16 protein-coding genes are annotated in these 24,580 nt (G+C 37.4%); 2 read left to right on the forward strand and 14 right to left on the reverse strand.

The window, feature by feature from the left end; translation table 11 throughout:
* The first annotated feature begins 1 nt into the window (after position 1).
* Positions 2-616: a polysaccharide deacetylase family protein gene (locus tag ACTB0X_RS04475; protein ID WP_463023794.1), complete on the forward strand. Its 615-nt coding sequence runs from the start codon at positions 2-4 to the stop codon at positions 614-616.
* Positions 617-618: 2 nt separating this feature from the next.
* Here ACTB0X_RS04475 and ACTB0X_RS04480 read toward each other — a convergent pair whose 3' ends face one another.
* From ACTB0X_RS04480 to metG, 5 genes are all read right to left on the reverse strand, one after another.
* A complete protein-coding gene (locus ACTB0X_RS04480; protein ID WP_463023795.1) occupies positions 619-1,536 on the reverse strand; it encodes a PorP/SprF family type IX secretion system membrane protein in 918 nt (305 codons plus the stop codon).
* A 2-nt stretch (positions 1,537-1,538) separates the two neighbouring features.
* Positions 1,539-13,550 carry a T9SS type B sorting domain-containing protein gene (locus ACTB0X_RS04485; protein ID WP_463023796.1) on the reverse strand — a complete coding sequence of 4,004 codons (12,012 nt, stop codon included), beginning with the start codon at positions 13,548-13,550 and terminating at the stop codon, positions 1,539-1,541.
* Between the two features lie 214 nt (positions 13,551-13,764).
* The gene (locus ACTB0X_RS04490; RefSeq protein WP_463023797.1) at positions 13,765-14,688 is read right to left on the reverse strand and encodes a PorP/SprF family type IX secretion system membrane protein; all 924 of its coding nucleotides are present in this window, start codon (positions 14,686-14,688) and stop codon (positions 13,765-13,767) included.
* Positions 14,685-15,275, reverse strand: a complete 591-nt coding sequence (locus tag ACTB0X_RS04495) for a gliding motility-associated C-terminal domain-containing protein (protein ID WP_463023798.1) — start codon at positions 15,273-15,275, stop codon at positions 14,685-14,687. Before ACTB0X_RS04495 ends, ACTB0X_RS04490 begins: the two co-directional genes overlap by 4 nt.
* A 58-nt stretch (positions 15,276-15,333) precedes the next feature.
* Positions 15,334-17,406: a methionine--tRNA ligase gene (gene metG, locus ACTB0X_RS04500; RefSeq protein WP_463023799.1), complete on the reverse strand. Its 2,073-nt coding sequence runs from the start codon at positions 17,404-17,406 to the stop codon at positions 15,334-15,336.
* 144 nt (positions 17,407-17,550) lie between these two features.
* Between metG and ACTB0X_RS04505 the strand changes: the two genes are divergently transcribed.
* Entirely contained in the window at positions 17,551-18,453 is a 903-nt protein-coding gene (locus tag ACTB0X_RS04505; protein ID WP_463023800.1) for a S66 peptidase family protein, read from the forward strand.
* Here the strand turns inward: ACTB0X_RS04505 and ACTB0X_RS04510 are convergent.
* The 9 genes from ACTB0X_RS04510 to ACTB0X_RS04550 form a co-directional block, all read right to left on the reverse strand.
* On the reverse strand, positions 18,450-19,076 hold the full coding sequence (locus ACTB0X_RS04510) for a hypothetical protein (RefSeq protein ID WP_463023801.1): 627 nt from the start codon (positions 19,074-19,076) through the stop codon (positions 18,450-18,452). The two genes, ACTB0X_RS04505 and ACTB0X_RS04510, sit on opposite strands and share 4 nt — an antisense overlap.
* Positions 19,077-19,180: 104 nt before the next feature.
* Complete coding sequence (locus ACTB0X_RS04515; protein ID WP_463023802.1) at positions 19,181-19,741, reverse strand: helix-turn-helix domain-containing protein; 561 nt, start codon at positions 19,739-19,741, stop codon at positions 19,181-19,183.
* A 266-nt stretch (positions 19,742-20,007) separates the two neighbouring features.
* A complete protein-coding gene (locus ACTB0X_RS04520; protein WP_463023803.1) occupies positions 20,008-20,715 on the reverse strand; it encodes a VIT1/CCC1 transporter family protein in 708 nt (235 codons plus the stop codon).
* A gap of 26 nt (positions 20,716-20,741) precedes the next feature.
* Positions 20,742-21,455, reverse strand: a complete 714-nt coding sequence (locus ACTB0X_RS04525; RefSeq protein WP_463023804.1) for a ZIP family metal transporter — start codon at positions 21,453-21,455, stop codon at positions 20,742-20,744.
* 85 nt (positions 21,456-21,540) lie between these two features.
* Positions 21,541-22,233: a DUF6629 family protein gene (locus ACTB0X_RS04530; RefSeq protein WP_463023805.1), complete on the reverse strand. Its 693-nt coding sequence runs from the start codon at positions 22,231-22,233 to the stop codon at positions 21,541-21,543.
* An 11-nt stretch (positions 22,234-22,244) separates the two neighbouring features.
* Positions 22,245-22,622, reverse strand: a complete 378-nt coding sequence (locus tag ACTB0X_RS04535; protein WP_463023806.1) for a hypothetical protein — start codon at positions 22,620-22,622, stop codon at positions 22,245-22,247.
* A gap of 12 nt (positions 22,623-22,634) precedes the next feature.
* Positions 22,635-22,949 carry an HPF/RaiA family ribosome-associated protein gene (locus tag ACTB0X_RS04540; RefSeq protein ID WP_463023807.1) on the reverse strand — a complete coding sequence of 105 codons (315 nt, stop codon included), beginning with the start codon at positions 22,947-22,949 and terminating at the stop codon, positions 22,635-22,637.
* A gap of 18 nt (positions 22,950-22,967) precedes the next feature.
* Positions 22,968-23,198 carry a hypothetical protein gene (locus tag ACTB0X_RS04545; RefSeq protein WP_463023808.1) on the reverse strand — a complete coding sequence of 77 codons (231 nt, stop codon included), beginning with the start codon at positions 23,196-23,198 and terminating at the stop codon, positions 22,968-22,970.
* 63 nt (positions 23,199-23,261) lie between these two features.
* Positions 23,262-24,542 (reverse strand): hypothetical protein, encoded by a 1,281-nt coding sequence (locus tag ACTB0X_RS04550; protein WP_463023809.1) that lies wholly within the window; start codon positions 24,540-24,542, stop codon positions 23,262-23,264.
* Positions 24,543-24,580 lie beyond the last annotated feature (38 nt).

Consider the following 24,580-nt stretch of genomic DNA (forward strand, 5'->3'; position numbering starts at 1 on the left):
TATGATTGCGACTATTCCAAAAGTGTTTAAGAAAATCTATCCTTTATTGAGTTGGGAAGAGCAGACGACTGATTCGGAAGTCTTTTTAACTTTTGACGATGGTCCGATACCTGTAGTAACTCCTTGGGTATTGGAAAAGCTAAAGGAATTTGATGTAAAAGCTACGTTCTTTTGTATTGGGGATAATGTAGAGAAGTACCCTGATATTTATAAACAGATCTTAAATGATGGACATGCAGTTGGTAATCATACCCAGCACCACATCAAAGGATGGTCCACAGAGGATGAAGTTTACCTGAAAGATGTTGAAAATGCTGGGGCCTTTATTTCTTCCAATTTATTTAGACCGCCCTATGGACGAATTCGGAAATCTCAAATTCGGTTAATTCAACAATTAAATTATCACATTATTATGTGGTCAGTACTAAGCGGAGACTACAATAAAAATAGATCGCCTAAAGCCTGTTTCAATAACGTAAAGAGAAATATTAAACCAGGCTCTGTTGTGTTGTTTCATGATAGTTTGAAAGCGGAGCGCAATATGAAGTATGCGCTTGTTCAAACCTTAATTTACATGAAAGAAAATGGGCTTCGTGGAGTTTCCATTAAGCGGTAAGATTAATCTACCTTTTCTCTTTTTACACCGGTTTCGTTGAAACGAATTCCTATCATTAATTCATGTGAACCAGTGCTATAAGTGGCAATTGATGATTGAATAAAATCATAAGAATACCCAATCGATATGGTATTATTCATTGTATAGCCGACTAGTAAAGCCAAAGCATCCGTTTTACGATAAGAGAATCCCGCCCATAACATCTCATTGTAAGTTGCTTTTAGAGTGAATTCATACTGTAACGGCAATGGTTTTACATATCTTAATACTGCCCCAGGGTCTAATGTAAATTTATCATTAATTTCATATTTGTAACCACCCATTAAAAAGTAATGATCGGCTATTTTACCTGATCGGAGTGGTGTATTGTCATATTTTAGATCGCTTGTTACTAGTTGAGGCGCAGACCCACCGAAGTAGAAATTCTTTCCATATAAATAAAAGCTGAAGCCAACATCGGGTTTAAGTTTGGACTGCAGGCTACCGTTAAATGCATCGTCATTCGCATTTTCAAGAATAATTTCAGAACCATCTAGCGTGTATTGGACAACTCCTGCGTTTGCAGCTAATGAAAGTTTAATATTTGTTCCTAATTGTATATGATAGGCATAGGCTAAATTAAAACCAGTTCTTTTAGTTGGCCCAGTTACATCAACAAAAATGTAACCACCGATTCCCATATTCTCCTTTTTAAGCGGACCATTTACACCTAGTGTAAAAGTTCTAGGCGCATCAGTGATTCCTTCCCATTGATACCTGTTGTTAGACTTCGCTTCAAAATACGATTTTGACCCGGCTACTGCAGGATTCATAATAAAATCGTTCAATTGATATTGGGTGAATTGAGGCATTTGTTGTCCAAATGCCTCAATGGTCACGCCAATGAATAGTAAATATATGATACTGATATACTTTTTCATAATTATCTTATTATCGTAATTGGTCCTGTCATTGGTTCGAAGTTAGAATCATTCAAATCAATGATATAATAATACGTTCCACTTGGTAAATCTTCTCCTTTATAGGTTCCATCCCATGGTTTTGTGTAACCATTAGATTCAAATATATTCTCACCCCATCGGTTGAATATGGTAACAGTCGTACTCGGGAAGTCTGCTATAAAGTACAAGTTCCAAACATCGTTGTTTCCATCTCCGTTCGGAGTAAATCCTGTTGGGAAGGTAATTGGTTCTTGATAAATTACCTGCATAGAATCGCTTCCAATACAACCATTCGTGTCAGTTACAAATAGTGTATACGTAATTGTCTTTCTAGTATCAGAAGTTGGGTTGGCAATGGTTGAATCGTTCAAATTTGTACTAGGTACCCATAAGTATTTGTAGGTTGAACTTTCTCCTAGAATACTAATTTGAGCGATCTCTTCATTAAAGATTCTAACGTTTCTGCCGGCATCTATTAATGGGCTAGGTACTACTTGAATTGTTTTAATGGTGGTATCGTTACAACTGATTCCATTGGTTGCAATTAATGCAAATTGATACTGGCCTAATGAACGCTCAAAAGTAGTGTCAAGCGAAGTGGTGAATAAATTAAATGCAGGGTAAGTATACCAATCTGCATTTGTTACTCCAGTTCCTAATGTTGCTCCTTTCAGCACTACAGTTCCGCTGTTACAAATAATCGTATCATTTCCTGCCAATGCAACTACTGTATCTTGGGCTGCAATAAATACTGTATCGATGAATTCACAGTTATTGGCATCGGTTATTGTAACCAAGTTAGGACCGAAACATAAACCTGTAACGATCGTTGAGGTCTGACCTCCACTCCAAGATACAGAATAAGGACTAATTCCACCGGCAACGGAGATTTCTGCTGTACCTTCACAATTGCTGCTACATGTTACATCTGTTTTTGCAACGACTGCTATCGTTATTGGAGTAGGAGCAGTTATAGAAGCTCCTGTGCTTGCTGAACAACTATTTTGATCAGAAACCACTACATTGTAAGTGCCAACACAAAGATTGGAAGCTACATTTGTTGTCTGACTGTTTGGATCGTCCCAAGAGAATTGATACGGCAATGATCCGCCAATTGCATTCACAGAAATTTGACCATCGCAATCAGTTGCACAGTTCATGTTTTTAACCACCGGTTGAGTCAAAATTAATCTGTTTGGTTCTTTAATCTCTATTGTTTCATAATACTTACATCCATCAGGAATTGATGTTAATTCCAATGTATATATTCCTGGGCATAGGCCAGATGCATCTGTATTGATTGCCGCCACCGCTGAATTATTGGCATCAAACCATTGGTAATCGACTAAGGCAGATGTAATGTTTGCTGCCAATGTACCATCACAGCTTCCAAAGCAACTAGCATCTGTTGCTGTTGGTGTAGGATTAATTGGAATGCTTGTGTTGGAAACTACGAATGTAAATGTTTGTGTACAGCCACTTGCATCTAAAATATCTACAGTATAGCTACCCGCACAAAGTCCATCTACGAAATTTGAATTGGGTAAAGTTATTGGTCCCCAATTGTATGTGTATGGTGCCGTTCCACCTGTAACATTCAATAGAATTGAGCCATCACAAGGGAAGTTATTGCATGTCGCAGGAGTTATTGTGCTGTTTAGAATCAACTCATCAGGCTCATCAACAATTACATTGGCAACTCGCATACAGCCATTCGCATCCATTATTTGAACAAAGTAAGAACCTGCACATAAATTATTAAGGGTGTTTGCTGTAGAGCTGTTGTGTGGCCAGAAGAAAGTGTAAGGTGCTGTTCCTCCTATTGGAGTGATCGTTGCTGTGCCATCACAAGTATTTCTACAAGTTGCATCCGTTACACTTACAATCTCATTTGTTGGTCCTCCATTGTTGTTTATATTAATATTGAATGTTTCAGAACAGCCATTGGCATCTGATACATTTAAGACATAAATTCCCGCACATAGGTTTTCTGCTTTCGTACTTGTAGAGCCTGAACTCCAGTTGTAAGTATATGGTGCAGTTCCTCCCGACATGATTACTTCTGCCACTCCGTCGCACACTCCACAAGCTGCATCAGTTGTAGTAAAGCTAGCCGTTAATTGTTGTGGAGAAGTTACGGTATAGGTTTCAAAAGAAATACATCCGCTTGCATCCGTAACCTTTACTGTATAAGTCCCTGCTCTTAAATTAGAAATATCTTCGAATGTCAAGCCATTTGGAGACCATACGAAATTGTATGGTGCTGTTCCGCCTGATGCAGTGATAAATAATTCTCCATCATTTGCTCCAAAACAAGATACATTAGTTGTTGAATCTAACGTAATTGTAGGTCCATTTGAATTCGATAAACCAAAAGTGAAGAAATCTTCACAGCTTGAATTATCCCTAACCCTTAATGTATAGTTTCCAGCTGCCAATCCATTAATTAAAGGATTGGTTTGTCCGACTAGCAAGGTGTTGGTTCCATCAAACCATTGTAATGTATATGGACTAGATCCTCCATTAATATTTGCAGTAATACTTCCGTTCGATAGTCCACAGTTAGGATCAATAGAGGTAAAGGATACAGAAACTGCTTGCGGTGATCCGATTGTTACTGTTGTTGAAACATCACATCCATTGGCATCAAAAATTTGTACAGTATATGTTCCATCGCAAAGTCCGCCTGCATTCGCTGTTCCTTGTCCTGTCGTCGGTGCAGGAGACCAAACATATCTGTATGGCGCTGTTCCTCCTGCTGCAGTTGCTGTGGCAGTTCCATCGCAACTATTTGCACAACTAGCATCTGTTGAGGTTGCTGTTACGTTTAATGCATTTGGAGATCCAACTGTAACAGGTTCTATTGTTACACATTGGAATCCGTTAGAAACTTGAGCGAAATAGTTTCCTGCACAAAGGTTTGTTGCAGTAATTGTTGTTTGATTGATTGTTAAACCAGTTGCTCCATCAAACCACTCAACAGTACAAACTGGACTAGAACATGTAAATGTAGCAGTTGCAGTTCCATCGCAGGCTCCAATGCAAGATTCACTTGTAAAGCTCATTGCTACAGTTTCACCGCCAACATCGCTTATAGGAATTATGAATAGATTCTTGCAATTTGTTGATTGGTCTGTAACCTCTACAGAATAAATCGCAGCACATCGGTTGATAATTGACTGATTGGTTACTCCTAGTGGTGCTCCTAAGTTATCAAACCACTCAAAGGCGAATGGTCCAACTCCTGTTGGATTTACTGTAGCCGTACCATTACAAACATCACATGTACTAGGTGTAAAATTAGTAGTAGCTAAAATAGCTGAATTCTCAGTTATTGTCACTTGATCAGTAATCGCACAACCATTATTATCAGTGATTGTAACTGTATAGATTCCTGCACAAATATTTTTAATAGTATCAGTAGTTAAATTATTAGACCATAAATAACTATAAGGTGCCACGCCATTTGTAGGATTCACTGATGCTTGTCCATCACAAACTCCATTACAAGTAGCATCAAGTTTTGCAATTCCTGAAATAATTGCAGAGGGTTCTGTAATTGTAATTGATAGAGTAGTATCACATCCTCCATTATCAGAAATGATTACAGCGTATATACCTGTGCAAAGTCCATTGGCATTTGGAGTTCCTTGGCCATTTGGTGGAACAGGGGTCCATGTATACGTGTATGCAGAACCATTACCGCCAGTCGGTGCTAATGAAATGCTTCCATCGCAAGCGCCGTTGCAATTTGCAGCAGTTACTGTTTCGTTTGGCGAAATTTTTATTGAATTACCGATGTTGAATTGTACTAGTGTATCACAACCATTTAATTGATCTACAATTAATACCTCTATTGGACCTGCTGGTAAACCCGTTGCTGTATTGGTTCCTTGACCATTTGCAGGAATAGGAGTCCATGTGTAGATGTATGTTCCTGATCCTCCTGTTGGATTTACGATAGCTGTTCCATCATTTGTTGCTCCACAACTTACATTCGTAAAGTTATCATTTGGAACAATTAAGTTTTGAGTATTGACAGTATTACTTGCTGTGAAAGTACATCCTGAACCGTCAGTCACAGTTACATTATAAACACCATTACACAATCCACTTAAGGTTGCATTTCCCTGTTGTCCTGTTGGAACAGGGCTCCAATTGTAAGAGTAAGGTGGATTGAATGAAGCTGCAGGAATTGAAACTGCAGCTGTTCCATCACATGAATTTCCACATGATTCAGGTGTAGTCGTCATTGTAACGGTATAAGAACCTCCTAATACGACATTTATGGTTGAAGTAATCGAACAATTATTGTTGTCTGTTATGGTCACTGTGAATGCTCCAACACAAAGGTTTTTAATGGTATCTGTAGTTTCTGTTGTTGACCATAAGTATGTATATGGGCTACTTCCACCTGTTGGAGCTACAAAAGCAGTTGCATCACAAATAGTGGCTGCAGTGCAGCTTACAGGTGTAGATCCTGGGTTCGCAATAATTTGTGTAGGAGTTCCTACAGTAACGGTATCATAAGCTTTACAACCATTCACAGTTGCAGAAGTAACTTCTACTATATAAACTCCTGCTGCTAAATTAGTCGCAGTTGCAGTTGTTTGGCCAATTGGTACTCCTGAATTATTTAACCACACAACAGTACAACCTATACCTGGCATACATGGTCCTGTTACTGTTGCTGTACCATCAGTAGATCCAAAACAAGATACATCAGTTGCAGTGGCGGCTATTACTGGGGCATTGTTGTTTGCCACAATTACTGAAGCGGTATCTAAACAGCCAAATGCATCTCTAGTTACTACATTGAATACCCCTGCGCACAAATTGTTAGCAGTTATTCCTGTTTGCCCGATTGGGTTAAATGAAGCATCCAACCAATTATAGGTATATCCTGGAATTCCTCCACTTGGTGATGCAGTGGCAGTTCCATTACATACCAAGCAATCTGAGTTTGTAGTTGATGTAGTTACTACAATATCAGTTGGAGAAACTAATGTGTAACTTAAGGAAGTATCACATCCATTGGCATCTGAGATGGTCAAATCGTAAGTTCCATCGCATAATCCTGTAGCTTCACTATTGCCTTGACCATTTGGTGGGATTGGACTCCAAGTATAAGTATATGGAGCTGTTCCACCTGCCAGGCTGAATATTTCAATCGATCCATTGCAATCTCCAAAGCAATTGTTGTTAAAGATCGTATCAACAAAAGTGAAATTTGATTGAGGTGCAATTATGAATGTTCTACTTTGGGCACATAGACTGTCATCAGTTACTGTTACTGTATAATTTCCTGCACTTAAATTATTGATAGTAGAGTTGGTCTGAGCAGTTGACCATAAATACGTAAATGGTGGAACTCCACCTGAAGCATTTGCAGTAATAGCTCCATCAGCAGTTCCATTGCAGCTTGTATTAGTTACTGTACCGGCTATGATTATAGGGGTTGGTTCAGTAATAATTATAGTGGTGTCTTTAAAACATCCATTATTATCTGTAATAGATACTGTATACGAATTAGCGGCTAGACTACCTACGATTCCTGTTGTAGAAGTGGTATTAGTCCAAGCGTATGCATATGGGCCAGTTCCACCAATGCCCGAAACTTCAATATATCCAGAATTATCACCATTACACCTATTCATTTTGATGGAATCTAAAGAAACGAATATTGAAATTCCATCAAGTACAATGGCAGTATCACGTTTTATACATCCTAAACTATCAGTAATAGTTACTAGGTATTGCCCAGAAGTAAGTCCATTTAATGATTGGGTTGTTGCATTATTTGACCATAAGTATGTGTATCCTGGTGCAATTACTCTCGGTGTTCCTCCACTCGGAGTAACCGTTGCAGTTCCATCTGCAAATCCACTACATGTGGCATCAGTTGAGGTTGCAATACTTGTTAATAAGGTTGGTTCTGTCACTGAATAACTAAATGAGGTATCGCATCCATTTGCATCTTCAATTACTACTCTATATATTCCTGCGCACAAACCGGAAATAAAGCTTGTCCCTTGACCATTAGCCGGAGCTGGAAACCATGTATAAGTTAAAGGTGGTGCAGCATTAAATACATTTAGAATTTCTATTGTACCATTGCATTCTCCAAAACATCTGTTATTTGTGATTGAATCTACTGCAACAAACCCAGGTTTTTGATTGATTGTATAGCTGGCAAAAGCAGTACAACTACTATCATCTGTTACTGTAACTGAATAATTACCCGCTATTAAATTGTTTATTGTTGAGTTTGTTTGTGCATTTGACCATAAGAAAGTATATGGTGGCACCCCTCCGGAAACTGAAGCAGTGATTGAACCATCAGCTCCAAAATTGCAACTAAGACCACTAATAGTACCTGTAATATTTATTTGAGCAGGTTCTGTTATAATTATAGTGGTGTCTTTAAAGCATCCGTTATTATCCGTAATTGTTACAGTATACGAATTAGCAGCTAAGCTATTTGCGATTCCTGTTGTAGAAGTGGTGTTAGTCCATGCGTAGGTATAAGGACCTGTTCCACCGATACCAGAAACTTCGATATATCCTGTATTATCTCCATTACATTTATTCATTTTGATGGAATCTAAAGAAGCAAATATTGAAATTCCATCAAGTACAATGGCAGTATCACGTTTTATACATCCTAAACTATCAGTAATAGTCACTATATATTGTCCTGAAGATAGACCAGATATTGACTGAGTAGTTGCATTATTTGACCACAAGTAAGTGTATCCTGGTGCAATTACTCTTGGTGTTCCTCCACTTGGAGTAACTGTTGCAGTTCCATCTGCAAATCCACTACATGTGGCATCAGTTGTTGCAGTAAGACTAGTTATTATAGTTGGTTCTGTTATAGTATAAGTTAAATTGGTATCACATCCACTTACGTCACGAATATTTAAATTATAGGTTCCTGCACATAAACCGGTTGCGATATTATTTCCTTGTCCGTTTGCAGGTATTGGGTTCCAAGTATAAGTTAATGGAGCTGTACTATTAAACACATTAATTATTTCGATTGATCCATTACAATCTCCAAAACAACGATTTTGAATTATTGAGTCAACTATAGTAAATCCTGGTTGAGGATTGATGGTAAAGTTTGTTGATTCAGTACAACCATTTAAATCAGTAACAGTCACTGAGTAATTTCCTGAAGCTAGGTTATTGATACTTGTTCCTGTTTGAGAAGTGGACCAATTAAATGTATACCCTGGGGTTCCATTTAATGCAGTTGCAGTTGCATCTCCATCAGCTTTATTTTTACAGCTTTCATCATTTGTAGCTACTGATAAAGTAAGTTTATTAGGTTCTGTTATGATGAATGTGGTGTCTTTGAAACAGCCATTGTTATCAGTAATGGTAACAGTGTATGAATTCGCGATTAAGTTAGTTGCAATTCCTGTGGTAGAGGTTGTATTTGTCCATGCATAAGTGTATGGAAGACTTCCGTTGATCCCTGAAACTTCAATATGGCCATCATTTCCACCATTACAATTGACCATTTTTATTGAATCTACAGAAACGAAAATTGAAACTCCATCCAATACCCTTGCGGTATCTAGTTTTATACATCCATTTCCATCAGTGATGGTTACAAAATAACTTCCAGCTGCAAGACCAGTTATTGTTTGTGTAGTTGCGGTAGTTGACCATAAGAAGGTGTATCCAGGTGCAATTGCACTAGGAGTACCGCCAGAAGGATTAATTGTCGCGGTTCCATCTGCTTTTCCACTACAGGTAGCGTTTGTCACTGTTAATAAAGACGATACTGATGTAGCAGGCTCTCCTACAATTGTTGTAGATGAAGTGGTACAGCCATTTTTATCGGTGACTGTAACGGTGTAACTGCCTGCTAAAAGACCATTTTCAGTTTGATTTGTACCTGCGTTGCTCCATAAATAAGTGTAATTCGGGGTTCCTCCTGTTGCATTAACTGTTGCAGAACCATCCGTACTGTCCTTACAAAGTGCATCAGTTGGAGTTATTGTCGCAGCAAGAATTACTGGTTCTTCAACATCTACTGAGTCTTTTTTAGTACAGCCATTTCCATCTGTTACAGTCACAAAATACCTAGAGGCAACCAATCCATTTATGGTAGATGTTGTTGCAGAATTTGACCATAAGAAAGTATAGCTCGGAGCTGTGGTACTCGGCGTTCCTCCGCTAGGAGTCACAGTAGCCGATCCGTCAGCGAAACTAAAACACGATGCACTGTCTGCTGACATCACAGTTGCTATTGCTGTTGGTTCTGTAATTAAAATTGAAATAGCACCTGTACAAGAACTATTATCTGTAACGGTTACAGTATATGTTCCTGCTATTACACCTTTTAATGTATCTGAAGTTTGATTATTATTCCACAAATATGTGTATGGACCACCTACACCATTTGCTGCAACTACGACTGCACTTCCGTCAGACCCGCCATTGCAACTTACATGATTCGTATCAGAAATTAACAAGTTGATTGGATTTGATGGCAAAATGTCCACACTATCACTACTTGAACAACCATTTACATCTGAAACTATGATGTAATATCTATTCGCAGCAACGTTTAAAATGGTACTGAATGTAGAAAAAGTAGGACCTGTTAATGAGCCAGTTTTCCAAGCGTAAGTATAGCCTGGTGTTCCTCCTGTAACTCCATTAACAGTCGCGATCCCATCTGTTGAGGAATTACAAGTTGCATCAAATTTGGTAATGTTAAATTGGATGCTATCTTTTTGAATAATGGTTATTGAGTCAATGGCAAAGCAGCCAACAGGATCGGTTACCGTAACATAAAATTTCCCGGCTGGCAACGTAGATACATTTGTTGTGGTTTTACCATTCGACCATAAATAAGTGTAGTTAGGATTTGCAGGTAAGGCTGTAACTGATGCTGTGCCTGTTGAGTCACCATAACAATTAATGTTTGTTCCGGTCACTGTTGTTGATATAACCGTATTCTGTCCGATTATTACTTGATCTATAAATGGACATGCATTATCATCTGTTACTGTTACTGTATAAGTTCCTGCAAATAAATTGGTGATGGTAGATGAAGTTGCATTGTTAGACCATAAAAAATTATAAGTACCTGTACTTGTTCCACCTGAGGGAGTGATGCTCGCACTTCCATCAGCGAATCCATTACAAGTCGCATTTGTGCTGCTAATAACTCCATTTAAAGCATTTGTTGGTTCATTTATTGTGCCTGTGGCAGTTGCAGTACATGAGTTTGCATCAGTAATAGTGATGGTGTAATTTCCAGCAATTAAATTCGTCGCATTTTGTGTGGTTTGACTATTGGACCATAAAAAGGTGTAACCAGGAGTTCCTATTCCAGTTATGGTTGTCGTTAATGATCCAGTATTATCACCTTTACAATTAACATCAATCTTAGATGTAACTGAAATTCCTAAAACCGGCGGCGCAACAAGTGTAACTTGATCGGTCGCAGTACAAGAGTTGCCATCTGTAACTGTGACAGTATATGTTCCCGCAGCTAGACCTGTTATTGAAGCAGTGGTTGCTGAGTTGTTCCACAAATAGCCAATTGCTCCAGTTCCTCCTCCATTATCTGCAGCGGTTGCGCTACCATTTGATAAACCATTACATGAAGGATTTGATGAGGTCGCAATGCTTACTGTTAAAGAGGTAGGTTCTGTAATAATTACTTGGTCTTGAGCGGTACAGCCATTTGCATCACTCACTGTCACTGTATAAGTGCCTGCAATAAGTGCTGTGGCTGTTGGCGTATTTTGATTATTAGACCATAAAAATGAATATCCTCCTGCTCCTCCACCAGGAGTAACTGTAGCTGCACCATTATTTCCCCCATTACAAGAAACATTAGTTGCAGGTAAGTTGATACTAGCTGTTACCGTACTTAAATCGTTTAACGTGATTTGAGTTGTCGCGGAACAATTGTTTGCATCGTTGACGGTAACTAAATAGGTTCCTGATGACAGACCACTAATGGTTTGGGTGGTTGCAGTTGTATTCCAGAGATAAGTATATCCTGGTGTTCCTCCACCCGGGGTTACTGTAGCCGATCCATTTGACTGTCCATTGCAAAGGGGTGGATTTGAATTGTTAATAGCTGCATTTACAGGGGAAGGCTCTCCTAATATAAATTGATTAGTTGAGGTACATAACTTAGAGTCAGTAACCGTCACGGTATAAGTTCCGGCAGCTAATCCTGTATTTGCAGCAGTGTTTACAGCATTGCTCCAAGTGAAGGTATACCCTGGTGTTCCATTTGCTCCCGTGGCCAATAATGCTCCTTGGTTTCCTCCATTACAAGTTATATCTGAAGTTTTAGCTATTGAGACACCAACCTGTGTTGGTTGTGCAATCGTAGTTTGTGCTGTAGCTGTACAATTATTGTTGTCAGTAATAGTTACTGTATAAGTTCCTTGGGCCAAACCTGAGTTAATTGCTGTGGTTGCAGCATTGCTCCATAAAAAACTATAATTTAAAGTTCCACCTGTTCCTTCAGCTTCTGCTTCTCCATCAGCTCCTCCAAAACAAGAAACATCCTTTTTAGATGCTTTGATAGAAGCTACTAAAACGGCTGGTTCTGTAATTGTAACTTGGTCAGTTCCTTCACAATTATTGCCATCAAATACCGTCACTGTGTAGTTTCCTACGGCCAAGCCGGTTGCAGTTGCATTTGTTTGATTATTTGACCACAAGAAAGTGTAAGGAGCACCTACTCCACCTCCTGGAACTACTGTTGCAGATCCATCTGACAACCCATTACAGCTCACATTCGTTGCAGGCAAGGTGATTACTGCTGAAACCGAGCTTGGGTTAACAAGCGTCGTTGAAGCTGTTTTTGTACAACCATTATTGTCAGTTACTGTTACGGTATATGTTCCTGCTGATAGATTTATTACTGTTTTCGAATTTTGGCTATTTGACCAAGCATATGTATATCCTGCCACACCACCTATTCCATTACCCGTTAGTATTCCATCTGTATTTCCATTACAAGAAATTGGGTTAACGACATTAATGCTAGCTGACAACAAAGTCGCAGGTTCCGTAATTGCAACTGTTTGTGTTCTAGTACAAGGAGTATTGTCCGAAACTGTTACTGTATAATTTCCTGGAGCCAGACCTGTAATAGTGGCTGTTGTTGCAGCATTAGACCATAGGAAAGTATAGTTTGATGTACCTCCACTTGGATTAGAAGTTGCGGTGCCATCATTGTCTCCTTTACATTTGACTTGTGTTACTGTCACATTTGGTTGAATTAGGGAAGGTCCTCCAACTGCAATATTATCAACAGCTGTACAACCCGTAGAATCGGTAATCGTTACACTATAGTTTCCGACACATAATCCCGAAATGGAAGAAGTAGTAGCGCTATTTGACCAAATGTATTTATAAGTGCCGCCAGAAAATTGGGTTCCACCTGTAGCATTTGTAAATGCAAATCCATCACATGCTCCAAAACAGGTTTCATCTACTGAGAACATGTTGGCTGCTAAATCAATTGGGTTTGTTATGGTAAACCCTTTACTGAATGTAGTATTGTCATTGGCATCAAATACTCTTAAAATATAAGAGCCACCACCTAAATTTCTAGCAGTATCGCCTGTAGCAACAGTTACTCCAAGTAATGTCCAAGTATATGTAAATGGGCCAGGACTTCCTGCAAAAATAGTAATGGAATTAACCCAAGCTTTTCCATCATTTGCTCCATTACAAGTAGGATTTTTTGTACCAATGTCTGCTCCAATTACACGAATCGCAAAAGCATTTGGTGTAGATTTTAAATTGGCAGTTATTTTCGTTGAATAGTCCAAGGAAAGGGAATGATTTTTTAACATCAAGCTATTCTCAAACGACCAATCTTCTATCAATATATTATTTTTCGAAGCATTTGTCGCTAACAAATTTGTTGAAAAAAATACATTAGAGAGAATATAAAGGGGCAGTAGGGTAGATAGAATGGAATAATATCTTTTCATAACTTGTTAAAGTGTTTGCTTGGAATAATAATAAATGCATGACAATATTTTTATAATCAATCGCTTAGGCAGTTATTGATTATAATTTAACTGTTTAACATTATATAACAAATATATAGAAATTAGAGCCTTGATACTAAACTATTTCTAACTTCTTTTAGTAACACTAAAACGTTTAAAAGTAATAGAAGGTTGGCTCACCATTTAAAAATCATTATTCAAATACTGGGCAAATGAATTTTGGCTTAGGGCCATTTTTAAAACAATTGCCGAAACCAACAATAATTTCATGAGTGGGCCCCAATTGTTGACTATTTTGTAAAAATGGATATTCATAGGTATATCCCACTCTAATTTTATCAAAAATTTTGACATTTAAATTTGCTTGTAGTGACCTAAATGTCCTAATGCCTAGTCCAAAGGAAATTAGATTATCGTAGTCTGCCAAGAAGTTGATATCTGCAGATGGACTGAGATAGGGGTTTAATCTAACTAGAGTAGAAGGCATATAAGTCCAGTAGCCATAAACGACTTTATGATAGAATGTGGCAAATACATGTTGACGAAGTCGTGCTTGATCACCAATTTTCCCTAAGTCTTTTGGGTAGGCTTGAAATAAAGATAATCCTAAACCTGACTTTTTGGTATATAAAAATATTCCAGGAGAAATTTCAGGAACCACATAAGTTCTATTGCTTTTGTATGCAGGATCTTGACTGTTTAAAAATGAAGCATCGGATAATCCCATTTGTTGAATTCCTCCAAAAATTCCGACTGACATTTTGTATCGTTTCCACAATCTTAAGTGATAGGCATAGGCTAATTTTAAATAGTTGGTATTAAAGATACCAACAGATTGGTTTTGGAAATAAAGTCCTAGCCCTTGTTTTCTGAAACTATTTCGTTCACTCTTGTTGAGCATGAAATTAATACTGAAAAAATTCACCTCTGGAGCTCCATAAAGATCTGTCCATTGCACTCTTCTTCCTACTTTCATATCAAAGCAATTTTGTAAGCCTGCCAATGCTGGATTTAAAGAAAATGGGTCAAGGATATAGTTGCTAAAAGTTGCAATTTGTTGTGAACTTGCCGATTGATAGATCAAAAAAGAAAAGCATATTAGGAACCAATTTCTCATCGCAATAATGTTATGTATCCTGAGAAAGCACCCTTTTCACAGAGAGTACTAGCGGTTACTAAATAAAAGTAGGTTCCTTCTGGAAGTGGTAGTCCATTGTGAATTCCATCCCATGTTTGTAATGCGTCGTTAGAAGTTGTTTTAAATACTCGCTGCCCATATTGATTGATGAACACAATTTCGGCAGCTACTATGTTATTAGTGATCGTGATACGTAATTCATCATTGATTCCATCATCGTTGGGACTAAATGCATTGCCGATACCAAACTCATTTCTTAACGGACGATTTCCAACTATAATAGTATTAGTGTCAGCGCATCCTATACTATCTCGTGTCAACAAAAGGTAAGCTCCTGGAGTTAAATTGTCATATCTAGTAGAGATACTATAGTTAGTGTCATTTAATGCCCATGAATAGGGTGCCCTGCCGCCACTAGATCCAGATATTCTTATGGAGCCATTTGCTGTATTGCAAATACTGGCAATTGATTGCGCATTTGTTTGAATAGATACAGAATCACACTGTGAAAAACAATGTGACTGGAAAGAAAATACACTAATCAGAAATAATAAACCCTTTATCATTATCCTTTAATTCAGGGTATAATGATAAAACAATTCTAATTCAAAACAAATTTTTTGATTATTTCACTTCACTTCCTGTGAGGTTTTCTAAGTCAGGTGAAACGAAACTCAGTTTTCCATTGGCATCTTCCGCCATTAAAATCATCCCTTCGCTATCAATTCCTTTAATTGCTCTAGGAGCCAAATTAACGAGAATTGAAACTTGTTTGCCAATTACTTCTTCTGGAGAATAAGATTCCGCAATTCCGGATACTACTGTGCGAACATCAATGCCAGTGTCCACTTTTAGTTTCAATAGCTTTTTTGTTTTGGCTACTTTTTCTGCTTCTATAATTTTACCAACACGGATGTCAATCTTTGAAAAATCTTCGAAACTGATGGTGTCTTTAGCTGGAGTTACCTGTTTATTTTCGGCTTCTTTTGTCGCTTTTTTTAGTTTCAGCTTTTCAATTTGCGCATTTACAATGTCGTCTTCTATTTTGTCAAACAACAATGTGGCAGGATTCAATTGGTGACCAGCAATTAATAAATTATCAGCTCCTAATTGATTCCATTTTAAGTGAGTGATATTTAAAATATCTTGAAGCTTTTTGGATGTAAATGGTAAAAATGGTTCGAAGATGATACTCAAATTAGCCGCAATTTGAAGTGCTATATTTAAGATCGTTTTTACTTCATTTTCATCCGTTTTAATCAACTTCCAAGGCTCAGTTTCAGCTAAGAATTTATTCCCTAAACGGGCGATTGCCATTGCTTCATTTTGTGCATCACGAAATTGAAATGCAGATAACTTAGTGTTAACAGATTCTACTAAAGTGTTTAACTGAGTAAAAACATCACTGTATTTATTGGCATCAGTAGCGATTTCAGGAACTTTACCTTCATAATACTTATGTGTTAATACTACCGCTCTATTGATGAAGTTTCCAAAAATAGCAACCAACTCACCGTTATTTCTAGCTTGGAAATCATTCCAAGTAAATTCACTGTCTTTGGTTTCTGGTGCAATGCTGCACAATACATAACGCAACACATCTTCTTTGCCTGGGAAGTCTTCTAAATATTCATGTACCCAAACTGCCCAATCTCTTGAAGTAGATAATTTTCCACCCTCTAAGTTTAAAAATTCATTGGCGGGAACATTGATTGGAAGGTTAAATCCACCATGTTCTTTCAATAGAATCGGAAATATAATACAGTGAAACACGATGTTGTCTTTACCGATAAAATGAACCATTTGAGTAGTGTCATCTTTCCAATACTCTTCCCAGTTTTTGTTATTGTCAGTAGCCCATTGTTTGGTTGCTGAAATATATCCGATTGGAGCATCTAACCAAACATAAAGCACTTTTCCTTCGCCACCAGCAACAGGAACTTTTACTCCCCAATCTAAATCGCGAGTCATTGCTCTTGGTTGCAAACCATTATCGATCCATGATTTGCATTGTCCAATCACTTGGTTTCTCCACGTTTTTGGATCGTGGTGTGGTTGACCATCTAATGTACCTTGTTCAATCCATTCTTTCAACCATGCTTCGTGCTGATTCATTGGCAAAAACCAATGTGTAGTTTCTTTTTTTACTGGCTTCTCTCCACTTAGAGTAGATTTTGGATCAATTAAATCTTCAGGATTCAAAGTCGATCCACAGCTTTCACATTGATCACCATAAGCATTGGTGAAACTGCAATTTGGACAGGTTCCTATAATGTATCGATCAGCTAAAAACTGCTGAGCGGTCTCGTCAAAATATTGAAGATTGGTTTGCTTGGTAAAGCTTCCTTTATTGTCCAACACTTTGAAAAAATCTTGGGCAGTTTCTTTGTGTAACTCAGAGCTCGTTCTGTGATATATATCAAAATTAATTCCCAAATCTTGGAAAGCCTTCTTGTTGATATCATGATATTTGTCTACAATTTCTTGTGGAGATATACCTTCTTTTTTAGCTCGAATAGTAATGGCTGCTCCATGTTCATCAGATCCGCAAATCAATACCGCATCTTCTCCTTTCAGTTTTAAAAATCGAGTGTAAATGTCTGAAGGAAGGTAAGCTCCTGCAATGTGCCCGATGTGTAATGGTCCATTTGCGTAGGGTAATGCTGCTGTAATTAGATGTTTTTTCGGCTTTTCCAATGTGTCTTTTTTATAATAGAGTGCAAAGATAAGTTATCCCTATTGCACTTTAAAACGAGGAAGTAGAAAACTTTGGTTCTATACGTCATTATCTTTGACTTCAAGAAAACCTTCCTATTTTTAACGAAAAATACACTTGTTTACATGACACAACCACCATATCTAACATCAGGAAATACCATTGGAATAGTCTCTACTGCTCGTAAAATTTCTTCAGAGGAACTAAAGCCCGCTATTGAATTGTTAGAAAGTTGGGGGTTGAATGTGAAGTTTTCTAAACACCTGTTTGAGGAAGACCATCAATTTGCGGGAACGGAAGCGCAGCGAACAGAAAGTCTGCAAGCTTTTTTAGACGATGGTACTATTCACGCTATTTTGTGTGCGAGAGGAGGATATGGAACGGTTCAAATTGTCGATCAGTTAGACTTTACGAAGTTCAAATCCAATCCTAAATGGGTGATTGGCTATAGCGATGTCACTACTTTACACTGTCATGTTCATCAAAATGTGGGAGTAGAAACCATTCATGGAATTATGCCCATTAATTTTCCAAAAGATGGTTCCGAAAATGAATCGACAAAAACCTTAAAACAAGCGCTATTTGGACAATTGAAAGGGTATGAGTTTGAGTCGAATGAATTCAATCAATTGGGTGAATGTGAAGGAGAATTAATTGGCGGGAATTTATCTATTCTATACAGTCTGAGTGGGACTAATTCTGCTGTAAATACTGATGGTAAGATTTTGTTTATCGAGGATTTAGATGAATACCTCTACCACATTGATCGCATAATGATGAACCTGAAAAAATCGAGTTTTTTAGCTGGATTGAAAGGAATTATTGTTGGCGGAATGTCAGACATGAATGACAATGCGATACCTTATGGACAAACTGCTCTGGAGATTATAAAAAATCGAGTAGCTGATTTGGATATTCCGGTTACTTACAATTTCCCGGCGGGGCATTGCGATCCGAATAAAGCAATTTACTTCGGCAGGAAATGTCAATTGAAAGTGGATTCGAATGGATCTTCTTTACAATTTTAGAAGGCTCGGTACCCTTTAGGTATTTTAAAAGTCAAATCAGGAAGTGTGCTATTTTCAATTTGAATGACTTCCATTGAAGTGATTTGTGATTTGTTGATGTTAGAATATTCGGCTTTAATGGGCATCACTTCTTGTGAAATCGGAAGCTGTAAAAACTGCCTTTCTAAGAAATTTTTATCGGGTAACAATTCCAGCATTTTATGGTAGAAAATAAAATTTGCCGCAGAAAACCAATAACTGGAAGAGCGAGAAAGATTATAAGCATCTACTTTCCATTTGGTAATGGACAAGTTCATTAAACTATCTATTGCTTCATCCGTCTTGAAAGTGAAATCTATTTTTTCTTGGGTTTCATTTTGGGGTTGCACTACAAGGTAGGTTTTTCGTTCATTACTCAGAATGTTGGCATTTCCAGCTTTTAAATCCAAAATAATCGTGCTTTTATTTTTAGGCGAAAGCTTGTTCCATTCTATGACCTTAACACTGTCATTTTTTACATATACATCGCGATAGAAAGTTTCCTTTCCACGCTCTATTTTCCAAGAAATTTTACCACGAAAGTCCTCTTGTCCGATTGCAATCAAACTGTTGATTAGAATTAAAAGGAAGAAGAATGGTTTCATTTCTGTTAATTTAAAATCAAAAATAGAACTCTTTTGGCAGAACACAACGAAATCGGGGAGCAATAAAGTCTAGTTTAATTTTGGTTATAAGTAGGTTCAAAAACCTACATGTCTTCCAAGTTTAATGTTCGTTTCTTCTTTAATGACTTATAATAAGTCGGAGTCAATCCAGTTATCTTTTTAAACTGATTGGATAAATGGGAAACACTACTATAGTGTAGTTTTTGAGAGATTTGAGTTAGATTCAACTCTTGATACAGTAATAACTCCTTTGCTTTTTCTATTTTATGCATGATGATAAAATGCTGAATGGTAATACCCTTGACTTCAGAAAAAATATTGGATAGATACGTATAATCATAGCCCAATTGATTGCTTATATAATCTGAATAATTTACTTTAGGAAACTCTTCGGAATGATGAATCATTTCAACAATGACGTTTTTTACCTTTTCTATTAAAATATTCTTACTGTCTTCAAGCAATTCGAGACCATATCTCAATAAATTTAATTTTAACTGATTACGTTGTTCAGTACTGATTTCTTCTAAAATTTCTATCATTCCTAAATCCACAAAGACAAAGTGCAATCCGATGCGCTTCAGCTCTTGTTTTACGGTCATTTTACATCTTAAGCTGACCATATACTTGATATACAATTTCATGCTAATCGTTTAGTTTAAGAAATGGATGCTAAAAAAAAGACAATGTTAAAATTGGAGTACAGTAAAAGGAGATACAGGGTTTAACAAGGCGCCATTTGATCTTATTCGGTATTCTGTCTAAATATAGTCTTTTTAAAACTAGAGCAGGTCGAGAAGCATTCTATACGCTAAATTAACAACCTTAAATTAGATTGTGATTGCCTTTAGCTAGACCTTTATATAAGTTGATGTGAATAGAATTCTTGACAACTGTCAATTTTGGAAAATTAATTAAGCTGCACACCAAACAAATATCCAACTAACGCCGTTAGTCCCATCGCTACCGTTCCCCAAAAGGTTATTCGAATGATTGCCTTGAGCACATTGGAGCCGCCAGTTTTTGCTGCCAGACTACCCAACAGGATTAGAAATAAAGTTGCAAAACCATACAACCAATATTCCATGTATTGAAGCGGTAAAAAAATAGTCACAATAAGTGGTAAGATTCCACCAACGGTAAAAGCAGCTCCTGAAGCAAAAGCAGCCTGAATGGGATTGGCTTTGCTCATCTCGTTAATTCCTAATTCATCTCTCACGTGAGCTGCTAATGCATCTAATTCCGTGAGTTCCTTGGCGACTAGTGTTGCTGTTTCTTTTTTTAACCCTCTACTTTCATAAATTTCGGTTAGTCGCAACAATTCTAGTTCAGGGGTCTCACTCAATTCAATTTTCTCCCGTTCAATGTCTGCATGCTCTATATCGGTTTGTGAACTCACTGAAACGTATTCTCCAGCGGCCATAGACAATGCTCCGGCGACTAAGCCAGCCAAAGTGGCCAATACCACCGGTTCTCTAAATTCACTTGCTGCTGCTACTCCTATTGCTAAACTAGCGGTGGAAAGAATCCCATCATTGGCACCCAAAACGGCTGCTCTCAACCAATTGCTTCGGTTGATGTAGTGATTTCCGATGTATTCGTTTAAACTATCGTTCATAATTATTGATTTTAATCGGCATTAAATTAGGCTAAAAATTTCACACCTACCATTCCTACTAAAAACCCTAAACACGCTCCCAGTGCAGGAATCCAATTCTTTTTTAAGCTTGACATGGGGGCAATGTCCTGAAAAATGAGGTAAACAATTCCTCCTGATGAAAACAGCATGAGCGCTCCAACAGCTCCAGGCATATCAGACAAAAAATAATATCCCAAGAATGCAGATCCCACTCCGGAGAAACTGAGTAAAAATAATATTGTCAAACATTTCCCACTGGAGTATTTTGTCTTCAAATCCAAGTAGGAGTTAAACGCTTCAGGCAAATTTTGGATCCCAATAATGATGGCCAGCAAGGTGCCCAATTTTATATTTTTTGTGAACACAGCTCCCATTGCAATCGATTCAGGAATGAAATCCAAGAGCATGCTAAGAAGTTGTGCCATGGTTCCTCCTTTTTTACTGATGTATCGATCCAAGAGGAAGAAAACTGCTGCACCTGCTAGGAAAAAAAAGACCATTGGAAAGATTGAAAAAACTTTCATTCCTTCAGGAATCAAAACCAAAGCTGCAGCTGCCATTAAAATACCACCTCCAAAAGCAGTGGAACTGTGAATGACTTCATCTTTGAGCAGTCCATTTTTGACATAATGGCCAAAGTAATGGGATAAAACTCCGCCAATAAATACCGTGGATCCGGAGAGTAAAGAGTATATGAACATGAGTTGTAGGTCAGTCACTTTATTGGATTTTATTATTTTCAATAATAACTTAGACGAAAGTTATAGCTCATTCTTTTTCTAGGTTAACAGTTATAGTATTCTTTTAGGTTGATTCACTGTCCTGAGTTAACTGTGAATTGATGGATTCTTTTTGTTTAGCATTTGAAATCTCCAACATTATCGCATAGATGGATAAACTAATAATGGAAGAGAAAAAACACCATACCGAAAGAATGTAATGCTCGTAAAAAATGGTGGTGATGATGTATGAAATCAGAATGGTGGTTCCAAGTATCCACATCCGTTTGATGTGGGAAAAGAAAGAAGGAGCAATGGTGGCCAAACCATAAAACACGATACCAAAGTTTTTAAAATAGGTCGGATAATCTTGTATGTAAAGAATGTGTTTCCCTTCAATTTTGGCTTCTAGGTGAAACATGATTAGGCAATATGCTAAATATACCCCAACTAAAACCCCTGCTCCAACAAATCCCTTTTGTATTGTTTTTCTAGTTCTATTTTTCTCCAATAACAAGATGGCAATTGGCGTCCAAATGGGCCAAATTATTTGAGCAAATAGGAGGTAAATATAAGTGGCTACTCTCTGAGTATTCTCAAAGTTTGAAAGGGGCAATGTAACCCATAGAATACCTTCGGCAAATTGCTGGATTCCAAAAATTAAAGGAATGCTAGCAAATAGTATCTGAGAAGGGTGTTGCGCCTTTTTAATAGACGCAACACCAATTACTGTGAGTACAACTCCTGCACTAAAACTTGCACTTGCCGAAAAACACATATTTTTTAGAGTTAATGGTTAAAGTGCTTTTTTACAAAAGCATCTTTCTCGTTATCCGTCATTTTATCAGCTGATGCCACATCAATTTTAATCTTCTTAAAATGCTGATCTTTATTTAAGAAATTGCGCAGTTCTGTTTTTGCATCCGTCGGTCCAAATAAAAGGACAGCATCGTATTTCAATACCTCTTCTGATATTTCTTTATAAAATGCCTCATTCATTTGCTGCCGTTTATTGTGCATCAAACTTTCACTTTTTTCGAATGCTTCTTCTTTGACCTCCTCCGTAAATTTTGAAGTAATTTCATGTTTATTGGTATTTAAACTGGTGTCTATTAAATTAGCCACCGAGTGATCCATCCAAATGCCTATCTGTTTTTGAGTTTTCATTTTCTGTTTGGGTTAGTGATTTTTTAAACGACCATAAATTGTTTCTAAAGTCGCATTGAGTTTGTCGATGGCTCCCGAAACCGCTAATTCAACGGTTTCGGTCTGACAAGAAACTGCCAATGGTTGTCTGCCTTCTATCCTAGTTTCTAGTAGGCAGCGGATGTCATTCTGTCCCTCCTTTTTGCCATTCTCATCTGACAAATGCACTTCTATTCTAGATATATAAGATTCAAATTTTGTAAGTCCTTCTGTTATCATGGAACTAAAATAAACCTGATCTGCTTCTTTCCCATCAATGGTTTTATCCGTATTAAATTGAATTTTCATTGTTGTATTTTTATTGGTTTAACTGTTTGAATTCCTCTTAATCTTTTCATGCATATGAGTTTTAGAATATTCATTTAAAAGATCTACCAAAGAATTAAAGTAGTCTTCAAGGCTTTGAATATTGATTCTATCTTTTTCTGTATGATCCTGTGGCATTTCAGAAATATATTTTGAAAGCTCTGGGAATTCCTTACTAATCAACGAAGTAATATTGACAATCTTCTGTTCCAATTCCAATTTTGTTTTCATATGCGCTATATTTTTTTAAGATTTTTTATGCGGGTTTTTTCCGTTGAACAGGTATTCTTTTACTTAAAAACTTATTGCAGCTTCTACATTTATTCCATTAAATTCTGCACCCGCAAATCGACCTGTCCATGCATCACCAGTGTATTGCTGATTCACATATTCTATTTTAGTCACAATATTTTTAGAGATGAACCAACCACCGCCTACATTCAAACGGTTGATTTTTAAATCTTCAGTTGCGCCCTCTGTGGCTTTTCCTTGTACGGTATTGTATCTTCCGGCAACGTAGAATTTTTCTTCTTGTCCAAAACGGTAAACTAATTCAGCAGCCATTTGTGTAAAAGCGCCTTCTTTATAAGCTACTGGAGTGCTCACTTCATTGCTTCCTGAAGCTAATTCATAAATCCCGAAAAACTCAAGTCCTTTATATTTGATGAAAGGATTGATCTGAATGGCTGTTAGTTTTACAAAACGCGCATTGTATCTGCCTTCAAATGCACCACCTTGGGTGTTACCAGAAGAGTCGGCTACAGTATGCAATACTTCATAATACCTACTTCCAGTTCTATCGCCGCCATATAACCAGGCTCCAGTCGATTTCCCTTGGTTGGTATAAATGGAAGCTGTTAATCTTACTCTCAGGTCTTCATTCAATTGTTTGTCAAAACCCAATTTCCCATAAATAGAAACTTTGTTGTCTGTTTGGTCATTGACTACTACATTTTGATTCAACTTCCCATTGGTCAAACCAGCTACAGCAAGGAATCCGCTATGCTGAACCGTTACTTCACCAAAAGCTTCTGTAGAAAAAGCATCCATGATGTAATTTCCTATAAAAGGATTGAATATCGCTCTCGCATTATCTGTTCTTCTAAAGTGAGCATCCCCATAGTTAAACTCATCCAAACCTACTCTAATGGTGGTATATTCCATGATACCTTCAAGGAATCCATCTTTAATAAAGTTTAATTTGTCTATCTGAATGTGGCCACCTTTTACCCACGATTCTTCGTGATGCTGGGAAGATAAATAAGTTCCTAAATGCATGCGAACACCATCTAGTAATTGAACATCTAGATTTAGGTTGGCAGTTGGTAAATTCAAGTTTGATCCTAATTCTACTAGATTATTGGCATCATTGCTTTGGTTGATGCTTTGAAATTGCATGGCGAAATCTCCACCAACGCGTACTTTCACTCCGTCAAATTTGGAGGAATCGATCTTCGAACTTTCATACACGTTGAGTCCGTTTTTGTCATTGGCTCTGTAGTATTGTAGATTCGGTTGTTGGGCTTTAAGACCAATCGAAATAATAAATACGGATAAAAATAAAATTCTTTTCATGATTATTTAGTTAGTTGTTTGATCGAGCATTATGCTCA

The organism is Acidiluteibacter sp. (assembly GCF_055129545.1).